We start from the raw sequence: 21,340 nt of genomic DNA, 5'->3' as shown, positions 1-21,340 counted from the left end.
CGACCGGCCCCCGCGACCGGCGTCCCCCGACCGGCCTTGAGGCCACCCCGAGCCTCCCCCGTGCGGCCGGTGCGCCTGGTTCTCGCGGGTGATGTGCCGGGCGGCGCCCCGCCCGACGATGAAGTCCTCCCCCGGCCTGGAAGGAATCATGAACGCACACCGATGGACGACCCTGCCGGCGGCGGGCTGGTCTGCCGCAACGGCCGCGCTCGGGCTCTGGTGGACCCTTCACCCGTCCGACGCCGGTGGCCTCGCGCTGGCCTTCGAGGTCCCTCCGGGGTGGCTGCTCGGCGTCGGCATCGGCGGGATCGCCGTCACGCTGGGCCTGCGCACCCGACGGCGTTCCGCAGCGTTGCGCTGGGGCCTGCTGGGCTTCGCCGCGGGCCTCGCCGGGCTCTGCCTGGCGGTCTCGGGGCACATGCCGCTGCTCGCCCTGGCCTACGCCCTCGCGTTCGCCGGTCCACCGGCCCTGATCGCGGCGCTGCTGGCACGGGCCTTCAGCGTCGGCGTCAAGGGCACCTCGGCCATGGTGGGCACCCCGCTGGCGGCGGGCCTCCTCCTGGCCCTCACGATCATGGTCGGGAAGGGGGCCCACTGGACGCTGCTGTCGGTCGCCGGCTGCCTGGTGTGGCTCGCCCTGGCGGTGACGTCGTACCGGGTGAACCGCGGCCGCTGCGCCGCCTGCGGCCGTCCCGGCGCCGCCTGGACGCACCCGGAGTCCGCCGCCCGCTGGGGACGCAAGGTCACGATCATCGCCGCGCTGATGCCGCTGCCGTACGGTCTGGCCCGCCTCACCTGGTTCACCCCGTGGCCGATCGCGTTCCCCGAGGGCGCCGGCTGGGGGATCTGGCTCACCGGCGTCCTGCTCGGCTTCGCCTCGGAGGGCGGTGCGATCCTCACCCGCGGACTCATCCGGCCTTGGGGCGAGGTGTGGCCGAGGTGGGTTCCGGTCCTGCACGGCCGGCCCATTCCGGTGGCCGTTCCGACCTTCGCGGCACTTACGGTCGCGGTCATGCTCGCCCTGCTGACCGTCCACCTCGCGGGCACCGTCACCGGCGGCGACCTGAGTGCCCTGGTCATCGTGGCCTTCGTGCCGCTGAGCCTGTGGGGCCCGCTCCTGGCGGGTGCCGCGATGGCCTACTACTACCGCCGCCGCCAAGCCTGCGCCCACTGCCCCGAGAAGCCGCTCCACCAAGCCCAGGTGGCCTTGACGGCCTGACGACCGCCGCTGGAGGGCGGTGGCGAGGCGGACGCCGCCCTCATGGAGAATCTGCGGACGACGGGAGGACGGAGCCGGCGGCGGCCTCGTCACCTGGCCCGGCACGAGGAGTCAGCAGCGATGAAGAGCGAGGACCGTCCCGGTGATGCCGGCAGCCTGGCGCTGCCGCCGACCGTTGAGGACGAGCGGCTGCGGGCGCTGCGTGCCCGGGTGCGGTCGTTCGTCCGGCACGAGGTGGAGACGGGCGGGTTCACGCCGTCCGGTGACTCGTGGATGAGCTCCTGGGACATCGAGTTCACCCGCAAACTCGCAGATCAGGGCTGGCTCGGCATGACGATCCCCACCGAGTACGGCGGGCACGGCCGGACGTTCCTGGAACGGTTCGTGGTCACCGAGGAATTGCTGGCGGCCGGGGCGCCCGTGACGGCGCACTGGTTCGCCGACCGGCAGGTGGCGCCCTCGCTGCTGAAGTTCGGCACCGAGGAGCAGAAGCGGGAGTTCCTCCCCGGTATCGCGCGGGGCGAGGTGCTGTTCGCGATCGGGATGAGCGAGCCGGAGTCGGGCTCCGACCTGGCCAGCGTCGCCACCCGGGCCGCCCGCGCCGAGGGCGGTTGGACGATCACCGGCACCAAGGTGTGGACGACCAACGCCCATCGCGCCGACCACATGATCGCCCTGGCCCGCACCGCCCCGGTCGACGCGGGCGACCGGCATGCCGGGCTGAGCCAGTTCATCGTCGACCTGCGGGCGCCCGGCGTGGAAATCCGGCCCATCACCTCGCTGGACGGCGCGCACCACTTCAACGAGGTGTTCCTGGGCGACGTCTTCGTCCCCGAGGAGAGGGTCTTCGGCGCGATCGGGGACGGCTGGCACCAGGTGACCTCCGAGCTGGCGTTCGAGCGCAGCGGCCCGGAGCGGTTCCTGTCCACGTACCTGCTCCTCGAAGACCTCGCGGAGGCGATGCGCCGCGGGGAGCTTCCGGCCGATCCGCAACTGGGCCGGTTCTTCGCGAGGATCGCGGGGCTGGACCGGATGTCGCTGGCGGTCGCCGGGGCGCTGGAGCGGGGCGAACGCGCCGATGTCGCCGCCGCGGTCGTCAAGGCGCTCGGCACCAGGACCGAGGGGGACATCGCCGAGTACGCGGCCATGTTCCCCGGCGGCCACGGCGTCCCGGAGTCGGTGCGCGAGGCGGCCGATGCCGCGTTGCTGGCCCGCCCGGGGTTCACGATCCGCGGCGGCACCAACGAGATCTTGCACGGTGTGATCGCCAGGGGATTGGGGCTGCGCTGATGACCGAGATCATGCGGGTGGACGGCGACCTGGAGCGCCTGTTCCGCGACGTCTTCACCGACTGGCGCAACACCAGACCAGAAGCCGCGCTCCGACTCAGCGTGGACCGCGACCTGTGGAACAAACTGGATGAACTGGGCCTGACCCGGCTCACCTCCACCGCAGACGCCCCGGCGGGCTGGATCGAGGCCGCGGCGCTGCTGCGTGCGGCGGCCAAGACCGCGGCCCCGGTACCGCTGGCCGAGCACGACCTCCTCGCCGGATGGCTGCTCGACCGCGCCGGCCTGCCGAACTCGGCCGCCCTGCGCACGGTATGCCTGCTCGACCAAGAAGGAACCGCCGAACGAGTGCCCTGGGCGGCCCAGGCAGACGCGCTCGTAGTGATCTGGGGCGGCCCGGGAGCCTGGAAGCTGGCCGACGTCCCGGCATCCGCGGCATCGATCGACCCGTCCCATGATCTGGCCGGCCAGCCACGCGACACCGTACGAGTGGACGTCGCAGCGCTGACGGGCACGAAGATCGACGACGACACGCTCCGGGAGTACCGGCTCCGTGGCGCGCTGGCCCGGACCGTCCAAATCACAGGCGCTCTGGAGCGCACCGTCGAGCTCTGCATCCAGCACGCCTCCGAGCGTCGCCAGTTCGGCCGTCCGATCACGCGGTTCCAGGCCGTCCAGCACCTCATCGCCGAAGCGGCCAGCGAGTCCGCCCTTGCCGTGGCCGCCACCGACGCCGCAGTGCTCGAAGCCGCCGCCCCGGACCCCGGCCTCGACTCACTCGAATTCGTGATCGCCACCGCCCGCTCCGTGACCGGCCACGCCGCCTCGGTCGTCGTCCGCAACGCTCACCAGGTGCACGGTGCGATCGGCACCACGTTCGAGCACCAGCTCCACGAGTTCACCAAACCCGCCCTCGCCTGGCGTTCCGAGTTCGGTTCGCTGCACGAGTGGGACGCCCGCCTGACGGCGCTGATCGTCGGTTCCAGCGGCCCCGCATGGGACATGGTGGTACCGGTTCCCGGCACGTCCGTATCAAGACCGGATGATTGATCGGTAAATCTGTGGATAAGGGTCCCTACGTTCGCGTCAGCGTGGAATCTCCGCGTGCGACGAGCCAGTACACCGGACGAGGGCGAGATGGACCGAGACAGGCAGCCGGCCGAAACGCGGTCGTCCGGGCCGGGCGATGTCGTCCGTCCCGCGTCGATCGAGCGCCGCAGTACGGGATCGACCGTGACCGCGCGGGACCTGGCCGGGCGTCCGGTCGGCACGCGGCGCCCGATGGAGCCGCAGCGCGCCGGTGACGGCGGCCTCGCCCACGTGGTCGAGGTCCTGCTGGACAAGGGCCTGGTGATCAACGCCGACATCATGGTGTCGGTCGCGGGCGTGGAACTCCTGGGAATCCGGCTGCGGGCGGCGCTGGCGTCGTTCGAGACCGCCGCGCGCTACGGCCTGGAGTTCCCCTCCGGGACGAACGTCGAGACGGCCGCGTGGAAGGAGACCGAGGACCCCAAGGAGACCTGCCCCGACTGCGGCAAGCGGGCCTCCACGCGGCAACTGCTGGAGGAGTACTGCCCGTGGTGCGGCTGGCGCAGCGCCAAGGCGCTGACCGAGGCCGAGCGGAACGGCTCCCCGGCCAAGAAGAAGAGGCCACGGGACGGCGATGCCGACTGAATCCCGGACGGCCGCGCCGCTGCGCCCCACGCGCGACCCGCGGGTCACCCTGGACGACCTGCTGGAGGTCGTGCTCAACAAGGGTGCGGTGCTGCATCTGGACCTCATCATCGCGGTCGCCGACATCCCGCTCATCGGGGTCAACCTGCGCGCCGCGATCGCCGGCATGGAGACCATGCTGGAGTACGGGCTGCTCCAGCAATGGGACGCCGACACACGCGCATGGGCAGAGCGCGCCACCGTCGCCACGCCCGACCTGCAGGAGGGCGAGCGCGTGGTCGTCCGCTCGTTCGGCGGCCACTACGACGAGCAGGGCACGTCCGGCATCTGGCGTCCGGGCACCCTCTTCCTGACCGACCGGCGCGTCCTCGTCTACCGGCGCGAGCCGCGCGCGGTGCTCTGGGAGGCCCGCCTGGAGGACATCGCCGCCACCCGCCTGCAAAGCGAACGAACCGTCGGCGGCGAGGACCGCCTGCGGGTCCGCGTGGAACTGACCAACGGCGACGGCGCACTCCTGTCGGCCGGAAACCCCGAGCGGTTCGACGAGAGCCTGCGCAGCCTGGCGCCGCACGTCCGGTCCCGCGAACCGCGTCCCCTGGTCGCGGACGACGACGGCCCCGAGTGCGAGGGCCACATGTGGTACCACGAACCGCGCCGCGGCGGCGCGCTGTGGCGCGGCGGCGAGGCCCGGCTGGAACACGGCCGCCTGACCTGGAAATCGCCGCTCGACGCCCGCCCCGCCGTCACCCTGGACACCGACCGGATCAGCGACGTGCGCCTCGAACCCGGCTCCACGCCCACGAACGGCCTGGACCGCCTGGTCGTGGACGCGTCGGGCCAGCAGCTCGTGCTGGCCACCTCGGAAGGGCGGCGCTGGGCGCGGCTGCTGGCCCCGTCCGCCGCTGGGAAGGAGCCTCATGGCCATCACCGTTGACGAGAGCAGCCTGAAGAACGGCGTTCTCACCCTCGTGGTCACCCTCGTCGAGGTGATCCAGGAAGCGCTGGAACGGCAGGCCGTGCGCCGGATGGAGGGCGGCGACCTCACCACCGAGGAGCTGAACCGGCTCGGCGACGCCCTGCTGGAACTGGACGAGGCCATGGAGGAGATCAAGGCCGAGCACGGCATCACCGCCTCCGTCGCGGACCTGCACCGCGGCCTGGACGAGGTCGTCGACGAGGTCGTGGACCGCCTGGCCAACCCCACGCGCTGGGCCGAAGAGATCGAGGGCGGAGGTGACCGGCGTTGACCGCCGAAGCCCTGTACGTTTACGCCCTGCTCGCCGACCCCGGCGCCGACGCGCAACCCCCGGGCGAGGGCCTCGACGGCGCCCCGCTGCGGCTCGTCCGCGCCCCCGACTGCGGGCTTGCCGCCCTCGTCCACGAGGCCCCGGCCCGCCCCTACCAGGGACCGGACGACGACGTCCGCCGCTGGATCCAAGCCCACGACGAGGCGGTGGAGGGCATGCGCCGCGCCGCGGGCGGCGTACTTCCGATGACCTTCAACGTCCTGGTCGCCCCCGGCGAGGACGAGGACGCCGCGGACCGCCTCCGCGCCTGGCTGCGCCAGAGCCGCGACGACCTGCACGCCCGCCTCGCCCGCCTCCGCGACCGCGCCGAGTACCGCGTCGAGATCACGCTCGACTCCGCGGCCGTGCCGACCGGCGACTCGGCCCAGGAGATCGAAGAGCGGATGCGGGACGCCTCGCCCGGCCTGCGCCGCCTGCTGACGAAGCAACTGGACGCCCGCCGCAAGGCCGCGGCCGACTCCCTGGCCGACCAGCTCCACGCCGACGCCCGCCGGCAACTGAGCACCATCGCCGAGGACCTCGCCGACCGCCGCCGCGCCGTCCGCGACCCCGACGAGACCGAAGTCCTCTCCCTGGCCCTCTTGGTCCACGAGGACGACGTGGAGAACCTGGGCCTGATCCTCGCCGACCTCCAGGAAACCCACCCGGCCGTGAAGGTCCGCTTCCTAGGCCCCTGGCCCCCCTACTCCTTCACCGACGCCCAACTCACAACCCCGGCCCCCACCAGCCCCTAGATCGCCGGAGGGTGAAGTTTCCGCAGGTCGGAGGATTATTGTGGATCTTGGCAACTTGTGGCCAGCAACGTAACCGGCGATATCGCCACCACGCGCCGTCGCTGTCCGTCACCGTTCTGTCACGTAGCCGCTATCAGTTGCGGCAGGCAGGGTACGTACACTCGAAGGCGACAGGTAGTTGGCCAACTGGAAGAGGCATCCCAGGAAGGAGGGGGAGGAGGCGCTACAGCAGATCGCGGCAATGGGCTGGTGCGTGGAGAATCCACCCACGTACTACACGGTCAAGTGCCCTTGCGGCCTGCATCAGCGTCAGATTCACCTCACCCCGTCCAACCCGCACTACTTCAGACAAGCTGTGAGCTGGTGCAGGAGGATGTGTTCACCAGCGGGACCTGAGGAGAAGGAAGAGCCATGAGCGCGAAAGAGGCCTCCCAGCTTTCCCTTGAGTTCCAGTTGGACTTGGCGCCGGGAACCCAGCCCGGGGACGTCCATGCGCATGGCGAGCGGGTGATGCAGGAGCTCCTCCACCTCGAAGCCTGCAACGAGGACTTCACCGACTCGGCCGTGGCCACCAATGCCGAGACGAACACCATCACCGTCGAACTGCTGATTCTCAACACGGCCGACCCCACGACCGCCCTGCACCGTGCTCTGGCGCTCATCCGCACAGCCGCGCACGCCGTCGGCGCCGCCACGCCGCATTGGCCGACCGTGAGCGAAATGCCAGTTCAAGTCCAGTTCGAGAAGGCGCGGGAGGTCGCGTCGGCCTGACCGGGGCGCGACGAGTGGGCTCGCCACTCAGCCAGTACCGGGCCGGTTGAGGCTGACCCGTACCTCGCGCTCCGGTGGCGTGCCCGCTACCGGGAGGTCAGCGCGTGGCGGCTGCGGATCGGACGGCCGCCTGCAGCGCCGTGCGGTTCAGCAGGAGGACGGGGCCGTCCGGGTCCTTGCTGTCCCGCACCGCCACTACAGCGCTGGCCGCCTCCGCCAGTTCGATGCAGTTGCCGCCGTTGGGGCCGCTGTGGCTGCTTTTGCGCCACTTGGCGTTTGTCAGGTCCATTGCTCCTGGATGACCTTTCGGATCAGTTCACGAGACATCGCTTGTGTGAGCGCCCGTGAACGGAGCTCGACCAGGGTTCGCGCCAAGATGGACAAATCTGCGGGATTGTCCGTAGTGATGCCTCGAACCGCTGTCTCGATGTATGCGACCTCGCTTCGATCCTCCATCGTCGCGACCACGAACGAGCCCAGGACACCCTCGTGTTCACCGCTTCCCAACACTACCTGAATCGTGATGTTCGGGAACAAACTCAGCTCCAGAAGGTGTTCGAGCTGTTCGCGCATCGTCTCTGGCGTCCCGACGAGGTTGTAGAGGACGTGCTCGTCGAGTAGGAACAGGACGGTTGGTGAGGGTGAGTCGTCGTCCTTGGTGAGGACGGTCTGGCGGCTGATACGAGCGTCGGTGGCTTCTTGGTTGCCGCGCAGCATCGCCGAGGCGTAGGCAGATGTTTGGGCAAGCCCGGGGACTACCGAGTTTTCCCAGCTCACCAGCATCACCGCATCCGACTCGACTTGAGGCCAGTCGAACCAGATCGGGACGGGGTGCCCGTCCTTGTTCAGGTCCTCCCAGAGGCTGATGAGGGAGCCGCCCGCTTCCAGGTAGTCGTCCACGGCGATCACGAATGACCGGGTGGCGCGCTTCTTTCCGTTCTCGATGCGGCTGACCTGGGGGCCGCTCACCTTCGTCAGGTGAGCGATCGTCTCCTGCTTGATGTCCTTGGCCTCCCTCAGCCGGCGCATCTGACGGCCGAAGGCGACGAGGGCGGGCGACTCGCGGGGGCGTTGCCGTCGCGGGGGCATGGTTCCTACCTCTCGGCGGAATCTGTCGTGCTCGGGGGATGGTCTACCGCTCGCTGCCACTTCTCAGCGGTAGGCACATGCTAGCCCGATAAGTGGCTCACTGTGCATTGAATGCCACGCAGAGTGAGGAGAGGTCATGAGTCGGGCGACGGAGAACGAGATGGTGGTGAAGCACGACTTCACGGTCGTCGCGGAGGTGCGGCGGTTCGTGCGGCTGGTCACCGGTCAGTGGGGCATGGACGACTTCGTCCCGTGCCTGGTGGCCAGTGAGCTCGTCACCAACGCCCTGCGCTACGCGTCTGCGTCGGACGACGATGTGACCTTGCGGCTGGGGAGGACCGAGGACGGCGCGCTGTGGATGGAGGTCCAGGACGCGACCTGCGACCTGCCGAATATGCAGGAGACGGACACGATCAGCGAGGCGGGCCGGGGCCTGTTCATCGTCGACCAGTTCTGCCGCTGCTGGGGCGTCCGCCCGCTCGCCGGCAACACCGGCAAGGTCGTCTTCGCAGTCATCAACCCCTCGTGAAGGCCACCGGAGGGGCCGCAATACGCGCCGAACGGGCCCCGTCACGGATCTGGCCCACTCGTCCAGCCCGCAGTGCTTCAGGCATTCGGTGAGCTGGGGTAACAGGAGCTGCGCGCCGGTGGGGTCCGAGGAGAGGGAAGGGCGGTGCGGGCGTTGTACTTCGCGGATTGATACAAAGTCCCCAGAATGGTGCGGCCGCGTGGGCCGGGTGCCTCGGCCGGGCCCGGGAGAAGGGACGTCCGTGATGCGTGATCAACGAGGTGCCGGCCCGCGGCTCCCCCGGGGAGGCCGGTATGGACGCTGAGCGGCTGCGGGCCCTTTTCGACCTGTCGGGGCGGGTGGCGGTCGTCACCGGAGGCACGCGGGGCATCGGACGTGCGATCGCCGAGGGGTTCGTGGCCGCCGGGGCGAGCGTCGTGGTCGCCAGCCGCAAGCCGGACGCGTGCGCCGAGACCGAGGCGCACCTGAAGGTGATGGGCGGGGCGGCCCTCGGCGTCCCCACCCACCTGGGCGACCTGGACGCGCTGGACGCCCTCGTCACCCGCACCGCCGACACCTTCGGCCGGCTCGACATCCTGGTCAACAACGCCGCCAACCCGCTGGCGCTGCCCCTCGGATCGTTCACCCCGGAGGCGTTCGCCAAGTCGCAGGACGTGAACGTCCGCGGACCGGTGTTTCTGGTGCAGAGCGCGCTCGACCTCCTCACGGAGAGCCCGTGCGCCTCCGTCGTCAACGTCGTGTCCGCCGGGGCGTTCATGTTCTCCCCGTACGTCTCGATGTACGCCGCGGCCAAGGCGTCGATGGTGGCCTACACCCGTTCCATGGCCGCCGAGTTCGCCCCGCGCGGCATCCGGGTGAACGCCCTCGCCCCGGGCACGGTGGACACCGACATGGTGCGAAATAACCCGCCCGAGTTCCAGGAGGTCATGGAGCAGGCCGCCCTGCAGAAGCGCATGGCCGACCCCGACGAGATGGTCGGCCCGGCGCTGTTCCTCGCCTCCGACGCGGCGAGCTTCGTCACCGGCCAGGTCCTCCTCGCCGACGGCGGCCTGGTCGCCCGCTGAATTCGACCGCCTCCACGAGATTGGAATCCCCATGCTGACCGATGGCGACGCCTACCTGCCCGGCACCCCCGCATCAGGCGGGACGGTGCGCGTGGAGACGCCCGCGCCCGGCGTCCGGCTGCTCACCCTGGACCGCGAGCACCGGCTCAACGCCATGTCCGGTGAGCTGATCAAGGATCTGCACGCCGCGCTCGACGCCGTCGCCGTGGACGAGGAATGCCGGGTCGTCATCCTCACGGGGGCGGGACGGGCGTTCTGCGCCGGACTCGACCTCCACGACCCGCCGGTCCGCGACTCCGCTCCCGCCGACGACGGGGGCGAGCGGCGGCGGAGTCCGCAGGCGGGCATGCACGTCCAGCAGGCCATCGCCTCGCTCGTCCCGAAGCTGCGCAACCTGCCGCAGCCCGTCATCTCGGCCGTGAACGGGCCCGCCGCCGGCGGCGGCTTCGCGCTGGCGCTGGCCAGCGACATCCGGATCGCCGCCGAGTCCGCCCGGTTCAACGCCGCCTTCGTCCGGATCGGCCTGTCGGGCTGCGACATCGGCGTGAGCTGGTTGCTGCCCCGCCTGATCGGCGCGGGCCTCTCCCACGAGCTGCTGCTCACCGGCCGCTTCGTGCAGGCCAGCGAAGCGCTGCGTATCGGCCTGGTCAGCCGGGTGGTCGAGGACGGCTCGGTGGTCGACGCGGCGCTGGAGATCGCCGCGCTCATCTGCGCGAACAGCCCCATGGGCGTCTGGATGACCAAGGAGGTCGCCTGGAGCCAACTGGAGGTGGGCAGCCTCCAGGCCGGCATCGACCTGGAGAACCGGACGCAGGTCCTCACGTCCTACGCCCGCGACCACACCGAGCAGATCACCGCCTTCATGGCCCGCCGCCCGCCGAACTACACCAACTCCTAGCGACCTGGGCCCGCGCCTACTCGGGCAGGAGGATGGGCTGGGGGTAGTCGAGGGTGCGGCGCTGGGCCTCGGGCAGGGTCCACGGCCGATGGACGCGCGAGCCCTCGATGCCGGCGAGTTCGCGCACGTATCTGCGGACGTAGTCGCCGCTCGGGTCGAAGCGGGACGCCTGCCGGAGCGGGTTCATGACCTGGTCCGGCCGAGTGCTGTTGCCGGTGCCGGCGACCCACTGCCAGTTGCCCGCGTTGTCGGCGATGTCGCCGTCGGTGAGCCAGTCGCCGAAGTGGCGCAGGCCGTCCCGCCAGTCGATCCCGAGGTGGCGGGTCAGGTACGAGGCGGTGATGAGCCGGGCGCGGTTGTGCATGAAGCCCTCGCGGTGCAGCTGGCGCATGCCCGCGTCCACGATCGGCACACCGGTCATGCCGTCGCACCACGCGGCGAGGGCGTCTTCGGCGTCGTTCCACCCCTGGTCGCGCGGCCGGTAGTCCTCCTTGGGCAGCGCCGGGAACGCGGCGGCGACCTGGTGGTGGAAGTCGCGCCACGCCAGCTGGCGGCGGAACGCGTCCGGCCCCGACTCCGCCAGTTCCCGCGGCGAGACGCAGCCGAACTTCAGGTACGCGCTGAGCCGCGACGTCCGGTCGGCGGCGAGATCGTCGTGGACGTCGTCGTACGCCGTGGCGTCCTGCCCGAGCCACGCCTCCAGCCGTTCCCGCCCCTTCCCCTCACCGCCGGGCGCGAGCTCCGGCGAAGGCGACCCGGAGGTCAAATCGGCGAGTCGTGGCAGCGACCCCACCTTGACCCCGGACGGTAGCCGCACCTTCTCCGGCACGTCCGCGACCGGACGCCACCGGGCCGCCTCCCAGGCCCGCCAATACGGCGTGAACACCCGGTAGTGGTCGCCGCTGGCGGGCGTGAGGTCCCCCGGCGGGACGACCGTGATGCCAGGATGCACCGAGACGTCCAGCCCGAGTCGCCGGAGCCCGGCGAGGCGCCGGGTGGCGAACGCCGACCGCTCGTCGGCGATGAACAGCGTCCCGGCGCGCGTCCGCTCCGCCAGCCGCCCGACCTCCGCGACCGGGTCACCGTGCGCCACCACCAGGTTTCCGCCCAGCTCCCGCAGCGAGCCGCGCAGGTCCGCCAGGCTTTCCAGCAGGAACCTGAGGCGGTTGGGCACGGCGAACGGACCGCCCAGGATCGCCTCGTCGAAGACGAACACCGGCACGACCCGGCCGGCCTCGCACGCGGCGGCCAGCGCCGGGTTGTCCCGCACCCGGAGATCCCGGGTGAACAGCATGATCGAGGTGCTCATCAGCGGTTGCGGTAGGCGATGTCGCCGTTCAGCGCGGTGGCGAACGCGCACCACACCGCGTACGGGACCAGCGTGGCGCCCGCGACGCCGTCGGCGCGTGCCGTGCGCCGGATCAACTCGGCATTGCTCACGTCCAGCAGCACCGTGCCCACGACTCCCGCGGCCGTGCTGTGCCGGCGGAAGAACAGGACGTTCCAGGCCGCGTTCAACGCGAGGTTGACCCCAAGGCTCGCGGCCAGGGCGCGCTGCTCACGCCCCTGCGCCTTCACCAGAGCACGCCCGCCCGCCCAGGCGATGGACGCGTAGAGCGGCGTCCAGACCACGGGGAACGCCCACGCCGGCGGCTGCCACGCCGGTTTGGCCAACGACCGATACCAGGCAGTATCCGGATCGACGGCCTTGCTTCCCACCACTGCCGCCACGGTCACCCCCGCCGTGGTGGCCGCGTACGTCTTCCACCGGCCTTCCATCGCGCCCCCGTTCGATAGCCGACCTCACGCATTCGGCTCTTCCCGTTGAAACGACGCCCTCACTTCCCTCCGGCCAAGAACGATGAAGGGACGCGTGGTCGGACTGTCCACAGGACGCCGAATCGGTGTTGTGCGGGGAGCATGCCTCCTAGGCTGCGAGGCATGTCCGACAATGCTGCCGTCGATGTCGTAGAGGTCTCCCTTGATGAGCTGGTCGCGCAGGCGCGCGCCTGTCCGGCGCTCGCCACCGCGCGGCAACTGGCCGAGTGGGTCGGTCCGGGACGGGAGGTCACCACGCGCGGAGTCCTGCGGCCGGCCGCGGCCGTCGAGGCGTGTGAGCTGCTGGGCCTGGAGACGCCGTCCCGCAAGCCGCGCAGCGCGCTGGACCTGCCCGAACTGATGATGGTGTGGGCGGCGGCGTCCGCGGCCGAGTTCATCGAGGTGGCCGGCGGCCGGGTGACGGCCGGACCCGGCCTCGGGCGGTGGCTGGACGGGGCACCGCAGGACGTCCTGGCCGTCTGGGCCGCCTGCGCGGGCGAATCCCTGGGCCTCACCGGTGCGGCGGACCCGGAGGACATGGACTTCCCGGTCGTCCTGGCCGCCCTCCATGAGGGCGGCGGCACGGCCTCGGCAGCGCAATTGCTCGCGGCCTTCGAGGAGATGGCGGGCGGTCCCGCGTCCATCTGCGACTGCCCGGACTGCGCGGCGCCGGATCCGTCGTCCGGCCTCGGCCCGTTCGAGGACGTGGTGGAAGCGCTGGGCGAGTTCGGCATCGCCGAAGTGCGCGGTTCGGAGGCCGCACTGACCCCGCTCGGCCGCTGGTTCACCGACCTGGCCTTCCGGGAGAACGCTCCGCCGCCGGACGCCGGTGCCGCGGAACTCGTCGCCGCGCTGACCGGGCTCCCCGACATGGTGTCCCGGCTGATGGCCCGGCCATGGCTGGCGGCCCGCACTCCGGCGGAGGCGGCCGGGGAGCTGCTCTCCGCCGCTGCGGCGGCGTCGGGGCAGGAGCGCCTGGACGCCCTCGCCCTCGCCCGCGCGTGCGGCCCGGAGGGGGCGCCGGCATGGCGCGAGTGGGCGGCCCGGGACGGTTTCGGCGCCCACGCGCGGCTCTGGCTGGCCGAGCTGGACGGCACCGAGCCGGCCGAACGCGACGAGGCATGGGCCGCCGTGGACACCCTGACCGTCATGCTGGACACACTGGCGGCCGACGCCCCCGCGGAGTTCCTGCCCACCATCCTGCAGGCCGCCGCCGGCCCCGAGCTCACCGCCGCCCTGCCGCTGCTGGACGAGTGCGGCCACCCGGACGCCCCGCGCCTCGTCGCTCTGCTGGGCGGCGTCCCGGAGCCGCTCCCGGCGCCCGGCCCGGCCGCCACCTACCAGCTCAAGGTCCAGCTGCGGTACGTGACCAAACCGCCGGTGTGGCGCCGGCTCCGGCTCCCTGCCGGCATCACCCTGGACCGCCTCCACGAGGTCGTCCAGGCCGCGATGGGCTGGCAGAACTACCACATGCACGTGTTCTCGCACGAGTCAGGCGAGTACGGGGTGCGCGACCCCGAACTCGGGTACCGCGACGAACGCAAGGTGTCGCTGTCGCAACTGCTCACCGCGCCCGGCGACAAGATCGTCTACACCTACGACTTCGGCGACGGCTGGGAGCACGACATCGTCCTGGAGGACATCCTGCCGCCCGAGGTCACCGCCCCCGTCTGCGTCACCGGAAAGGGCGCCTGCCCACCCGAAGACTGCGGTGGTAGCTGGGGTTACGCGGACCTGAAGCACACCCTGGCCGACCCGAACGCCGAGAACCACAAGAACATGCTCGAATGGCTCGACCTGACCTCAGGCGACGAGTTCGACCCCAAACACTTCTCCCCCGAAGAAGCGAACCAAAGACTCCGCCACTAACCCGCCGACCGCCGACCGCCGACTCAGAATCCCCGGCGGTGGCTGCACAACATCCAGGCCCCCGGTACGCGTTCTCGGAACGACAGCCTCTCTCGACCGTCACATCGTCGTCTGCGAGGATCAAGGGCAAACGGGCGAACAGGGTAGGCAGGGATGGTGGCTTTCGCAGTAATCCTGGCCTTCTGCCTGGTGGTCTTATGGGGGCTTCCTGTCGGGATGTGGTGGCTCCCGCGGCGCTTCTGCCCACCACTTGTGCGAATGGCAGGGCGCAGTACGGTTCGGGCGGGCCTCCTGGCGGCGTGCGTACAAGTCGGCGGGGTGCTGGCCTTTCTGTCGGCAACGTACTTGATCAGCGAGTACCTGACGGGGACCGTGCCCGTCTGGCTCGTGGCCAAGCTGTTCACGCTGGTTGGCATGGTCTATGCGCCCATAATCGGCCTGGCCTTTCCCGACCGGTCGGGCCCCGCCTATGCGGACCTACGGCGCCACTTGAGGGAAGCGGGCGCCACACTCGGCCAAGAACGGGCATTCGCCTGGGTGGGCGGACCGTTCACTTTCGTCGGGATGCCGGTAGTCCTGGTGGGGAGCTTCCTGGTATTCGATCTACTGTGATGCCCCGCGCTCCCGGACGTGAGGAGCGCGCGGCGGGTGCGGGAGCCGAGGATGAGCGTCTCCTGCACCGCCGCGCGCACGTCGGTCTCAGCGGATCCAGAGGTCGGGGCCGAACACCTCGTAGTGGATGCGCTCGTCGGAGAGGCCCGCGTCGAGCAGGCCGCGCCTGATCTCGCGCATGAAGGGGATCGGCCCGCACATGAACACCCGGGCCTTGGCGGGCAGCGGCAGCGCGGCCACGTCGATCCAGCCCTGCCGGACGTCGTCACCGAGAACCTCGTCACCGGGCTCCTCGTACCACGTGAGCTGCCGGAAATCGGTCAGCCGCCGGCCCGATCCGGCGATCTGCCGGCGCAGCGCGTGGGTGTCCGGGCTCCGGTCGGCGTGCACGGCGAGGACGGGACGGTCCGGCCGGACGACGGCGAGATGGTCGATCATCGCGGCGGCCGGGGTGATGCCGATGCCCGCGCTGATCAGGACGAGCGGGTCCTCGTCGTCATCGATGACCACGTCGCCGAACGGCGCGGACACCTCCAGCCGGTCGCCGGGGGACACCTGGTCGGACAGGAAGCCCGAGACGGCGCCATCGGGTGCGCCGCCCTCGCCGCGGACGCGCCGCAGCGTGATCTGCACGGTGTCCCCGGCCGTCCGCGACAGCGTGTACTGCCGCGGCTGCCGCAGCCCGTCCGGCAGCGTGACCGCGACCGTGACGTACTGGCCGGGACGGTGCGCGGGGACCTCGCCGCCATCGGCGGGTTTGAGGACGAGTGAGAACGCGTCCGCCGCCTCCGTCCTCCGCTCCACGACCTCCCACGGGCGGAACGGCGCCGCGGGGTCGAGGGCGGCGTCCCGGTACAGCCGGGCCTCCTCCGCGATGAGCAGCGTCGCGAACAGCCAGTACACCTCCGACCAGGCGGCGTGGACCTCCGGTGTCACCGCGTCGCCGAGCACCGAGCCCACCGCGTCCATCAGATGGCGTCCCACGACCGTGTACTGCTCCGGCCGGATGCCGAGGGACGCGTGCTTGTGCGCGATCCGCGAGAGCATCTGCTGGAACGGCGCGTCGGAGTCCGGCGCCACCAGGTGCCCGGCGAAGGCCGCCACCGAGCCGGCGAGGGCCCTGCGCTGCTCGCCGTTGGCCTGGTTTCCCTGGTTGAAGACGTGCCGCAGCTCGGGGTGCGCCGCGAACATCGCGGAGTAGAACCGGCCGGTGATCTCGGTGCCGTGGTCCATGACGGCGGGCAGCGTGGCCCGCACGATGTCGGCGTGATCGGACGAGAGCATCAGATGCCTTCCTCTGGGGGGAATTGAGCGGCGGATGCCGGTGATGCCAGCGAGACCAGGACCGGCCCGGAGGGGTCGGCCACCAGGTCGCGCAGCGACAGCGTGTTGAGGGAAGCGATGAATGCGTCCTGCGCCGTCCGCAGTGCGCCGCGCAGGCGGCAGCCACCGCGCAGCGGGCAGGGCGGGTGATCGCAGTCGACGGCCTCGCCGGGCCCCTCCAGAGCCCGGACGATCTCGCCGACCGGTCGGTCGAGCACCCCCTCGGCGAGGAGGACTCCGCCGCCTCGTCCGCGGGACGTCCTGACGAAGCCGAGCCGCCGGAGCCGCTGCACGATCTTCGCCATGTGCTGCGGGGCGACGTTCAGAACGTCGGCCAGCTTCGCTGAAGACCGTCGTTCGTTCCGCGTCCCCAGCAACATCAGCAGGCGCAGCGCCAGGTCGGTCGACTGAGTCAGATGCACGGCTTGATCATAGATAAATCGGAATTCAAGACTCCGATTAAGCCGTGTGGTGATCACCACAGGGCCCGCCACGGCCGCGTGACCGCAGGTGGACGGGCCGGTGGTGCGGGATGTGACGAGCGGCACGTTCGGCACCGCACTCACCGTCCGCCCGACGGATCGGTGCCGCGCGACCGGGCGCGGAAGGCCGTGGGGCACAGGCCGGTCCGCTGCTGGAAGAACGCGCTGAACGCCGTCGGGCGGGTGAAGCCGAGCCGGTCGCCGACCGCGGACGGCGGCAGGTCGGTGTGGGACAGCAGCCGCTTGGCCTCCAGCAGGATCCGGTCGTCGATGAAACGTTTGGCCCCGCATCCCGCCGCCGTGCGGGTGGCGCGGGTCAGGGTGCGGACGCTGTAGCCGAGGCGGGCCGCGTAGTCGGCGACCCGGTGGCTGGTGGCGTAGTCCTCACCGACGGCCTGCTGGAAGCGCAGGAACACCTCGCTGTCGGCGGCATGGTCGCCGGGGCCCCCGTTCAGGTGGGTCAGCCTGAGCAGGATGACGGCGAGCAGATGGCGCAGGACGTCGATGTGCGATTCGAGGGGCAGGTCGCCGAGCCGGCCGTGCTCCTCCTCCAGAAGCCGGAGGGCGCCGTCCAGCGCCGCCTTCTGGACGCCGGCGGGGGTCACCGGGCGGTGGTGCACCCGCCGGTCGAGCCCGACGATCCTGCGGGTGGCGGCATCCGGGAAGTCCGGCGTGAACAGCACCACCGTCCCCTCCGCTTCGGCGAGGCCGCCGATATAGCGGTGGATCTGGCCCGGACGCATCCAGAACCAGCCGCCGGCGGGCACCCGGTGCTCGGTGAGATCGGTGGTGCAGCGCACCGTTCCGTTTCGCACGGTGATGAATTCGTGGAATGCCGGACGTCGCGGAGCATAGATGTCGACGCGGTGGCCCCGGGCACGCTGGATAAGCCCGCGAAAATCCAGCACCTCCAGACCGGGCGGGATTCCCGCGGCCGGACGGTACGGAATCCGCGGAATGTCGGCCGGTCGAGGTTGTCCGTTTTTCTTCATCGGCAGTCCTTGATCCATAACTGTGCTCACCGCACCCGGAGCTAACGTGATCCGCGGTCTTGGCAAATGGACGACCGGCATCTCAAGGGAGCGGCGGAAGTGCGACTCATCGTCGGAATGACGGGTGCGACGGGTGCGGTACTGGGCGTCCGGCTGCTGGAGGCCCTCGCCCGGCTCCCGGACGTCGAGACGCATGTGGTCCTGTCGCGGTGGGCGCGGGCCACCATCGCGCTGGAGACCGGGATGACGGAGCGGGACGTGGCCGCCATCGCGGACACGGTGTACGCGCCCGAAGACCAGGGAGCGGCGATCTCGTCCGGTTCGTTCCGCACGGACGGGATGGTCGTCGTCCCGTGCTCCATGAAGACCCTGGCCGCGATCCGCGCCGGGTACGCCGAGGGGCTGGTGGCCCGCGCCGCCGACGTGGTGCTGAAGGAGCGGCGCCGGCTCGTGCTCGTCCCGCGGGAGACGCCGCTCAGCGAGATCCACCTGGAGAACATGCTCGCCCTGGCCCGCATGGGGGTGCGGATCGTGCCGCCCGTGCCCGCCTTCTACAACCACCCGGAAACGGTCGAGGACATCGTCGGTCATATCACGGCCCGCGTCCTGGACCAGTTCGACCTGCCCGCTCCCATCCGCCGGTGGGAGGGAATGCGGGCCGCCCGTGAGACGGGGCGGACCGTCCGGCCACAAGGAGTCGACCATGCCGTATGACGACCTCCGGGAATTCCTGGAGACCCTCTCGAAAGAGGGGCAGTTGCTGCGCGTCACCGACCGGGTGATGCCGGAACCCGATATCGCCGCCGCGGCGAACGCCGTCTGCCGGATGGGCGATGCGGCCCCCGCCCTCTATTTCGAGAACGTCGCCGGATTCACCGACGCCCGCATAGCCATGAACGTGCACGGTTCGTGGGCCAATCACGCGCTCGCGCTCGGCCTGCCGAAAGAGACCGGGGTCAAGGAGCAGGTGGGCGAGTTCAGCCGCCGCTGGGAGACGTTCCCGGTCGCGCCCGAACGGCGTGCCGACCCGCCCTGGGCGGAGAACGTCCTGGACGGCGACCGGGCGAACATCTTCGAGGTGCTGCCGCTGGTGCGCCTCAACGAGGGCGACGGCGGCTTCTACATCGACAAGGCCGCCGTCGTCTCCCGGGACCCGGACGACCCCGATGACGTCGGCAAGCAGAACCTCGGCATCTACCGCATCCAGGTGAAGGGGCCCCGCAGGCTGGCGATCCAGCCCGTCCCGATGCACGATCTCGCCCAGCAGCTCCGCAAGGCCGAGGAGGCCGGGGCGGACCTGCCGGTCGCCGTCACGCTCGGCAACGACCCCGTCATCTCCATCGCCGCGTCCACCCCGATGCGCTACGACGAGAACGAGTACGAGCTGGCCGGCGCCCTGCGCGGCGCGCCGGCCCCCATAGCCGAGGCGCCGCTGACCGGGCTGCCCGTCCCGTGGGGCGCCGAGGTGGTGATCGAGGGCGTCATCGAGGGGCGCGAACGGGAGATCGAGGGGCCGTTCGGCGAGTTCACCGGGCACTACTCGGGCGGGCGCGCCATGCCCGTCATCCGCGTCGACCGGATCTCCCACCGGACGAACGCGATCTTCGAGCACCTCTACCTCGGCATGCCGTGGACGGAGATCGACTACTTGATCGCGGCCAACACCTGCGTCCCGCTGCACCAGCAGCTCAAGGCCGAGTTCCCGGAGGTGCGCGCGGTCAACGCCATGTACACGCACGGGCTCGTCGTCATCGTCGCCACGGCCGTCCGCTACGGCGGTTTCGCCAAGGCCGTCGGTCTGCGCGTCCTGAGCACCCCGCACGGCCTCGGGTACGCCACCACGGTCATCGTCGTGGACGAGGACGTGGACCCGTTCGACCTGCCGCAGGTCATGTGGGCGCTGTCCACCAAGATGAACCCGGCGGGCGACCTGATCCAGGTGCCCAACATGCCCGTGCTGGGGCTGGCGCCGCAGGCCACCATGCCCGGCATCACCGACAAGCTCGTCATCGACGCCACCACACCCGTGTCCCCGGACCACCGCGGCGGCTACCGGACCCAGGTCCGCGACCTGCCGGAGGCCGCCGAGTGGCTCGTCCGCCTCCGCGACCTCGCCGCCCGCCGCTGAAAGGAGTCCCCGATGTCGACCCAGCACTGCCCGCGGTGCGCGCACGGGACGATCGGGCTGCTGTTCGCCTCGCCCGACCCCGGCATATGGGAGGTGCTCCGATGCGAGCGCTGCCTGTACTGCTGGCGCACCACCGAGCCCGACCGCCGGACCAGCCGCGACCACTATCCCGACACCTTCACGATGACCGCCGAGGAGATCGGCTCCGCTCCGCACGTCCCGCCGATCCCGCCGCTCAGGACCCGGTGACCGGCGTGCCGGCCGACCGGCCCGGGGCGACCATTCCGGCGGCGGCCAGCGCGTCCTGGTAGGGGAAGGAACCGGGCTCGTAGGAGCACCACGGCTCTTCGCCGTAGGAATCGCCGGACACGGCCAGCGCACGCGACCGCGAACCGCCGCAGACCACCCGGAACTCGCACGCGCCGCAGCGTCCCTTGAGCAGGTCGGGATCACGCAAGCCGGTGAACAGCGGGGAGTTCCGGTAGATCTCGGGCAGCGGTGTGTCCCGCACGTCACCGGCGCCCACCGGCAGGAACCCGCTGGGATGCACCGACCCCCGATGGGAGACGAAGACGAATCCGCGTGCGGAGTTGATGTCCATCGGCGCGCGGCGGACGCGGCGTCTGGGCAGGCCGAGGTCCATGAGCTCCCGGTGCAGCGACTCGTAGAGGGGCCCCAGACCGAGCACGGCCACCGGATCGTCGCCGCGGTCCCGGAGGATGTCGCGCTGGATGATGACCCGGCGGAAGTGGTGCGCCTCGGTCGTCCGGGACGGGACGAAGTCCCCGGCGTCGTAGACGAAGTTGAGGAGGTCCTCGACCTGCGCCGCGTCCAGGCCGGGCAGCAGCCGTCCCCGCCCGGTCGGCACGAGCAGGAAGGCGCTCCAGGAGAGCGCGCCCAGCTCATGCACCAGCCGGACGATCTGCGGGAGGTCGGTGAGGTTGTGCCCGGTCACCGTGGTGTTGATCTGCACCTTGAGGCCGAGGTCCCGCGCGGCGCGCCAGGCGTCCAGCGTCCACCGGAACACACCTTCGGTGGCGCGGAAGTCGTCGTGCACGGCGGCGTTGGACCCGTCCAGGCTCAGCGAGATCGCCCGCGCCCCCGCCTCCTTGAGCGCCGCGAGGTTCTCGGCGGTCAGGGTCGGGGTGCCGGACGGGGAGACCGCGACCGGCAGCCCGATCCGCGTGCCGTGCCGGACCAGCTCGAACAGGTCCGGCCGCTGGAACGGGTCGCCGCCGGTCATGACGAACAGCGGCGGCGGGCTGCCGAAGGACGCCACCTGGCTCATCAGCTCACAAGCCTCGGCGGTGCTCAGCTCACCGGGATCGCGCTCCGGCCGGGCCTCGGCGCGGCAGTGCCGGCAGGCCAGCGGACACGCCCGCGTGATCTCCCAGATCACGATGAACGGCCGCGCCGCCACCTCATGGCGGGGCGAGCGGATGTTCTTCATGGGCTTCACCGTCGCTCGTGCGTCGCGCATCGCCCGGGTCCCTTCGCCGTAGATCGTCGCCTGCCACTGTCACGACCGGACGACCGGGCCAC

General features: G+C 71.1%; 23 protein-coding genes and 1 pseudogene. 16 read left to right on the top strand and 8 right to left on the bottom strand.

Translation table 11 applies throughout. The annotated features are described in order from the left end of the window. Positions 1–148: 148 nt before the first annotated feature. From E1200_RS07720 to E1200_RS07680, 8 genes and pseudogenes are all read left to right on the top strand, one after another. Positions 149–1,219: a hypothetical protein gene (locus E1200_RS07720; protein ID WP_131951111.1), complete on the top strand. Its 1,071-nt coding sequence runs from the start codon at positions 149–151 to the stop codon at positions 1,217–1,219. Positions 1,220–1,339: 120 nt separating this feature from the next. After that, entirely contained in the window at positions 1,340–2,509 is a 1,170-nt protein-coding gene (locus E1200_RS07715; RefSeq protein WP_131951110.1) for an acyl-CoA dehydrogenase family protein, read from the top strand. Next, on the top strand, positions 2,509–3,558 hold the full coding sequence (locus tag E1200_RS07710; RefSeq protein ID WP_131951109.1) for an acyl-CoA dehydrogenase family protein: 1,050 nt from the start codon (positions 2,509–2,511) through the stop codon (positions 3,556–3,558). Before E1200_RS07715 ends, E1200_RS07710 begins: the two co-directional genes overlap by 1 nt. Positions 3,559–3,789: 231 nt before the next feature. Next, positions 3,790–3,957: pseudogene (locus E1200_RS35355) on the top strand (gas vesicle protein); the annotation flags it as partial. A 214-nt stretch (positions 3,958–4,171) separates the two neighbouring features. Further along, complete coding sequence (locus E1200_RS34720) at positions 4,172–5,116, top strand: gas vesicle protein (RefSeq protein ID WP_243708399.1); 945 nt, start codon at positions 4,172–4,174, stop codon at positions 5,114–5,116. Next, the gene (locus E1200_RS07695) at positions 5,100–5,429 is read left to right on the top strand and encodes a gas vesicle protein K (RefSeq protein WP_131951108.1); all 330 of its coding nucleotides are present in this window, start codon (positions 5,100–5,102) and stop codon (positions 5,427–5,429) included. The genes E1200_RS34720 and E1200_RS07695 overlap by 17 nt, the downstream gene beginning before the upstream one ends. After that, positions 5,426–6,223, top strand: coding sequence for a GvpL/GvpF family gas vesicle protein (locus E1200_RS07690; RefSeq protein ID WP_131951107.1), 798 nt, complete (start codon positions 5,426–5,428; stop codon positions 6,221–6,223). Before E1200_RS07695 ends, E1200_RS07690 begins: the two co-directional genes overlap by 4 nt. Before the next feature lie 411 nt (positions 6,224–6,634). After that, the gene (locus E1200_RS07680) at positions 6,635–6,994 is read left to right on the top strand and encodes a hypothetical protein (RefSeq protein WP_131951105.1); all 360 of its coding nucleotides are present in this window, start codon (positions 6,635–6,637) and stop codon (positions 6,992–6,994) included. A gap of 97 nt (positions 6,995–7,091) precedes the next feature. Here E1200_RS07680 and E1200_RS07675 read toward each other — a convergent pair whose 3' ends face one another. Then, a complete protein-coding gene (locus E1200_RS07675; protein WP_131951104.1) occupies positions 7,092–7,283 on the bottom strand; it encodes a DUF397 domain-containing protein in 192 nt (63 codons plus the stop codon). Further along, positions 7,274–8,083, bottom strand: a complete 810-nt coding sequence (locus tag E1200_RS07670; protein ID WP_131951103.1) for a helix-turn-helix transcriptional regulator — start codon at positions 8,081–8,083, stop codon at positions 7,274–7,276. Before E1200_RS07670 ends, E1200_RS07675 begins: the two co-directional genes overlap by 10 nt. A gap of 136 nt (positions 8,084–8,219) precedes the next feature. Here E1200_RS07670 and E1200_RS07665 point away from each other — a divergent pair, with 136 nt between their 5' ends. From E1200_RS07665 to E1200_RS07655, 3 genes are all read left to right on the top strand, one after another. Further along, entirely contained in the window at positions 8,220–8,612 is a 393-nt protein-coding gene (locus tag E1200_RS07665) for an ATP-binding protein (RefSeq protein ID WP_131951102.1), read from the top strand. A gap of 293 nt (positions 8,613–8,905) precedes the next feature. Further along, positions 8,906–9,676, top strand: coding sequence for a glucose 1-dehydrogenase (locus E1200_RS07660; RefSeq protein WP_131951101.1), 771 nt, complete (start codon positions 8,906–8,908; stop codon positions 9,674–9,676). A 31-nt stretch (positions 9,677–9,707) separates the two neighbouring features. After that, positions 9,708–10,574, top strand: coding sequence for an enoyl-CoA hydratase-related protein (locus E1200_RS07655; protein WP_131951100.1), 867 nt, complete (start codon positions 9,708–9,710; stop codon positions 10,572–10,574). A gap of 16 nt (positions 10,575–10,590) precedes the next feature. On the opposite strand, the gene E1200_RS07650 is transcribed toward E1200_RS07655, so the two are convergent. Further along, entirely contained in the window at positions 10,591–11,883 is a 1,293-nt protein-coding gene (locus tag E1200_RS07650; protein ID WP_131951099.1) for a deoxyribodipyrimidine photo-lyase, read from the bottom strand. After that, on the bottom strand, positions 11,883–12,353 hold the full coding sequence (locus E1200_RS07645; protein ID WP_131951098.1) for a TspO/MBR family protein: 471 nt from the start codon (positions 12,351–12,353) through the stop codon (positions 11,883–11,885). Before E1200_RS07645 ends, E1200_RS07650 begins: the two co-directional genes overlap by 1 nt. Positions 12,354–12,515: 162 nt before the next feature. On the opposite strand from E1200_RS07645, the gene E1200_RS34310 reads away from it, so the two are divergent. Both E1200_RS34310 and E1200_RS07635 read left to right on the top strand, forming a co-directional pair. Continuing rightward, positions 12,516–14,261, top strand: a complete 1,746-nt coding sequence (locus tag E1200_RS34310; RefSeq protein ID WP_207933229.1) for a plasmid pRiA4b ORF-3 family protein — start codon at positions 12,516–12,518, stop codon at positions 14,259–14,261. A 318-nt stretch (positions 14,262–14,579) separates the two neighbouring features. Beyond that, the gene (locus E1200_RS07635; protein WP_131951097.1) at positions 14,580–14,873 is read left to right on the top strand and encodes a hypothetical protein; all 294 of its coding nucleotides are present in this window, start codon (positions 14,580–14,582) and stop codon (positions 14,871–14,873) included. An 87-nt stretch (positions 14,874–14,960) separates the two neighbouring features. On the opposite strand, the gene E1200_RS07630 is transcribed toward E1200_RS07635, so the two are convergent. From E1200_RS07630 to E1200_RS07620, 3 genes are all read right to left on the bottom strand, one after another. Then, on the bottom strand, positions 14,961–16,157 hold the full coding sequence (locus E1200_RS07630) for a globin domain-containing protein (protein WP_131951096.1): 1,197 nt from the start codon (positions 16,155–16,157) through the stop codon (positions 14,961–14,963). Continuing rightward, a complete protein-coding gene (locus E1200_RS07625; protein ID WP_131951095.1) occupies positions 16,157–16,618 on the bottom strand; it encodes an Rrf2 family transcriptional regulator in 462 nt (153 codons plus the stop codon). Before E1200_RS07625 ends, E1200_RS07630 begins: the two co-directional genes overlap by 1 nt. Positions 16,619–16,758: 140 nt before the next feature. Then, the gene (locus tag E1200_RS07620; protein WP_131951094.1) at positions 16,759–17,670 is read right to left on the bottom strand and encodes an AraC family transcriptional regulator; all 912 of its coding nucleotides are present in this window, start codon (positions 17,668–17,670) and stop codon (positions 16,759–16,761) included. A 99-nt stretch (positions 17,671–17,769) separates the two neighbouring features. Between E1200_RS07620 and E1200_RS07615 the strand changes: the two genes are divergently transcribed. The 3 genes from E1200_RS07615 to E1200_RS07605 are packed head-to-tail and all read left to right on the top strand — an operon-like array spanning position 17,770 to position 20,047. Next, positions 17,770–18,384 (top strand): non-oxidative hydroxyarylic acid decarboxylases subunit B, encoded by a 615-nt coding sequence (locus E1200_RS07615; protein ID WP_131951093.1) that lies wholly within the window; start codon positions 17,770–17,772, stop codon positions 18,382–18,384. Next, positions 18,374–19,798 (top strand): non-oxidative hydroxyarylic acid decarboxylases subunit C, encoded by a 1,425-nt coding sequence (locus E1200_RS07610; RefSeq protein WP_131951092.1) that lies wholly within the window; start codon positions 18,374–18,376, stop codon positions 19,796–19,798. Before E1200_RS07615 ends, E1200_RS07610 begins: the two co-directional genes overlap by 11 nt. Before the next feature lie 12 nt (positions 19,799–19,810). Further along, the gene (locus E1200_RS07605) at positions 19,811–20,047 is read left to right on the top strand and encodes a non-oxidative hydroxyarylic acid decarboxylases subunit D (RefSeq protein ID WP_131951091.1); all 237 of its coding nucleotides are present in this window, start codon (positions 19,811–19,813) and stop codon (positions 20,045–20,047) included. Here E1200_RS07605 and E1200_RS07600 read toward each other — a convergent pair. Next, positions 20,034–21,278, bottom strand: a complete 1,245-nt coding sequence (locus E1200_RS07600; protein ID WP_131951090.1) for a TIGR04053 family radical SAM/SPASM domain-containing protein — start codon at positions 21,276–21,278, stop codon at positions 20,034–20,036. The two genes, E1200_RS07605 and E1200_RS07600, sit on opposite strands and share 14 nt — an antisense overlap. Positions 21,279–21,340 lie beyond the last annotated feature (62 nt).

The organism is Actinomadura sp. GC306 (assembly GCF_004348665.1).
Lineage (GTDB): Bacteria > Actinomycetota > Actinomycetes > Streptosporangiales > Streptosporangiaceae > Spirillospora.
Note: the sequence above shows the minus strand (reverse complement) of the source record. Positions and strands in the feature narration are given on the sequence as shown.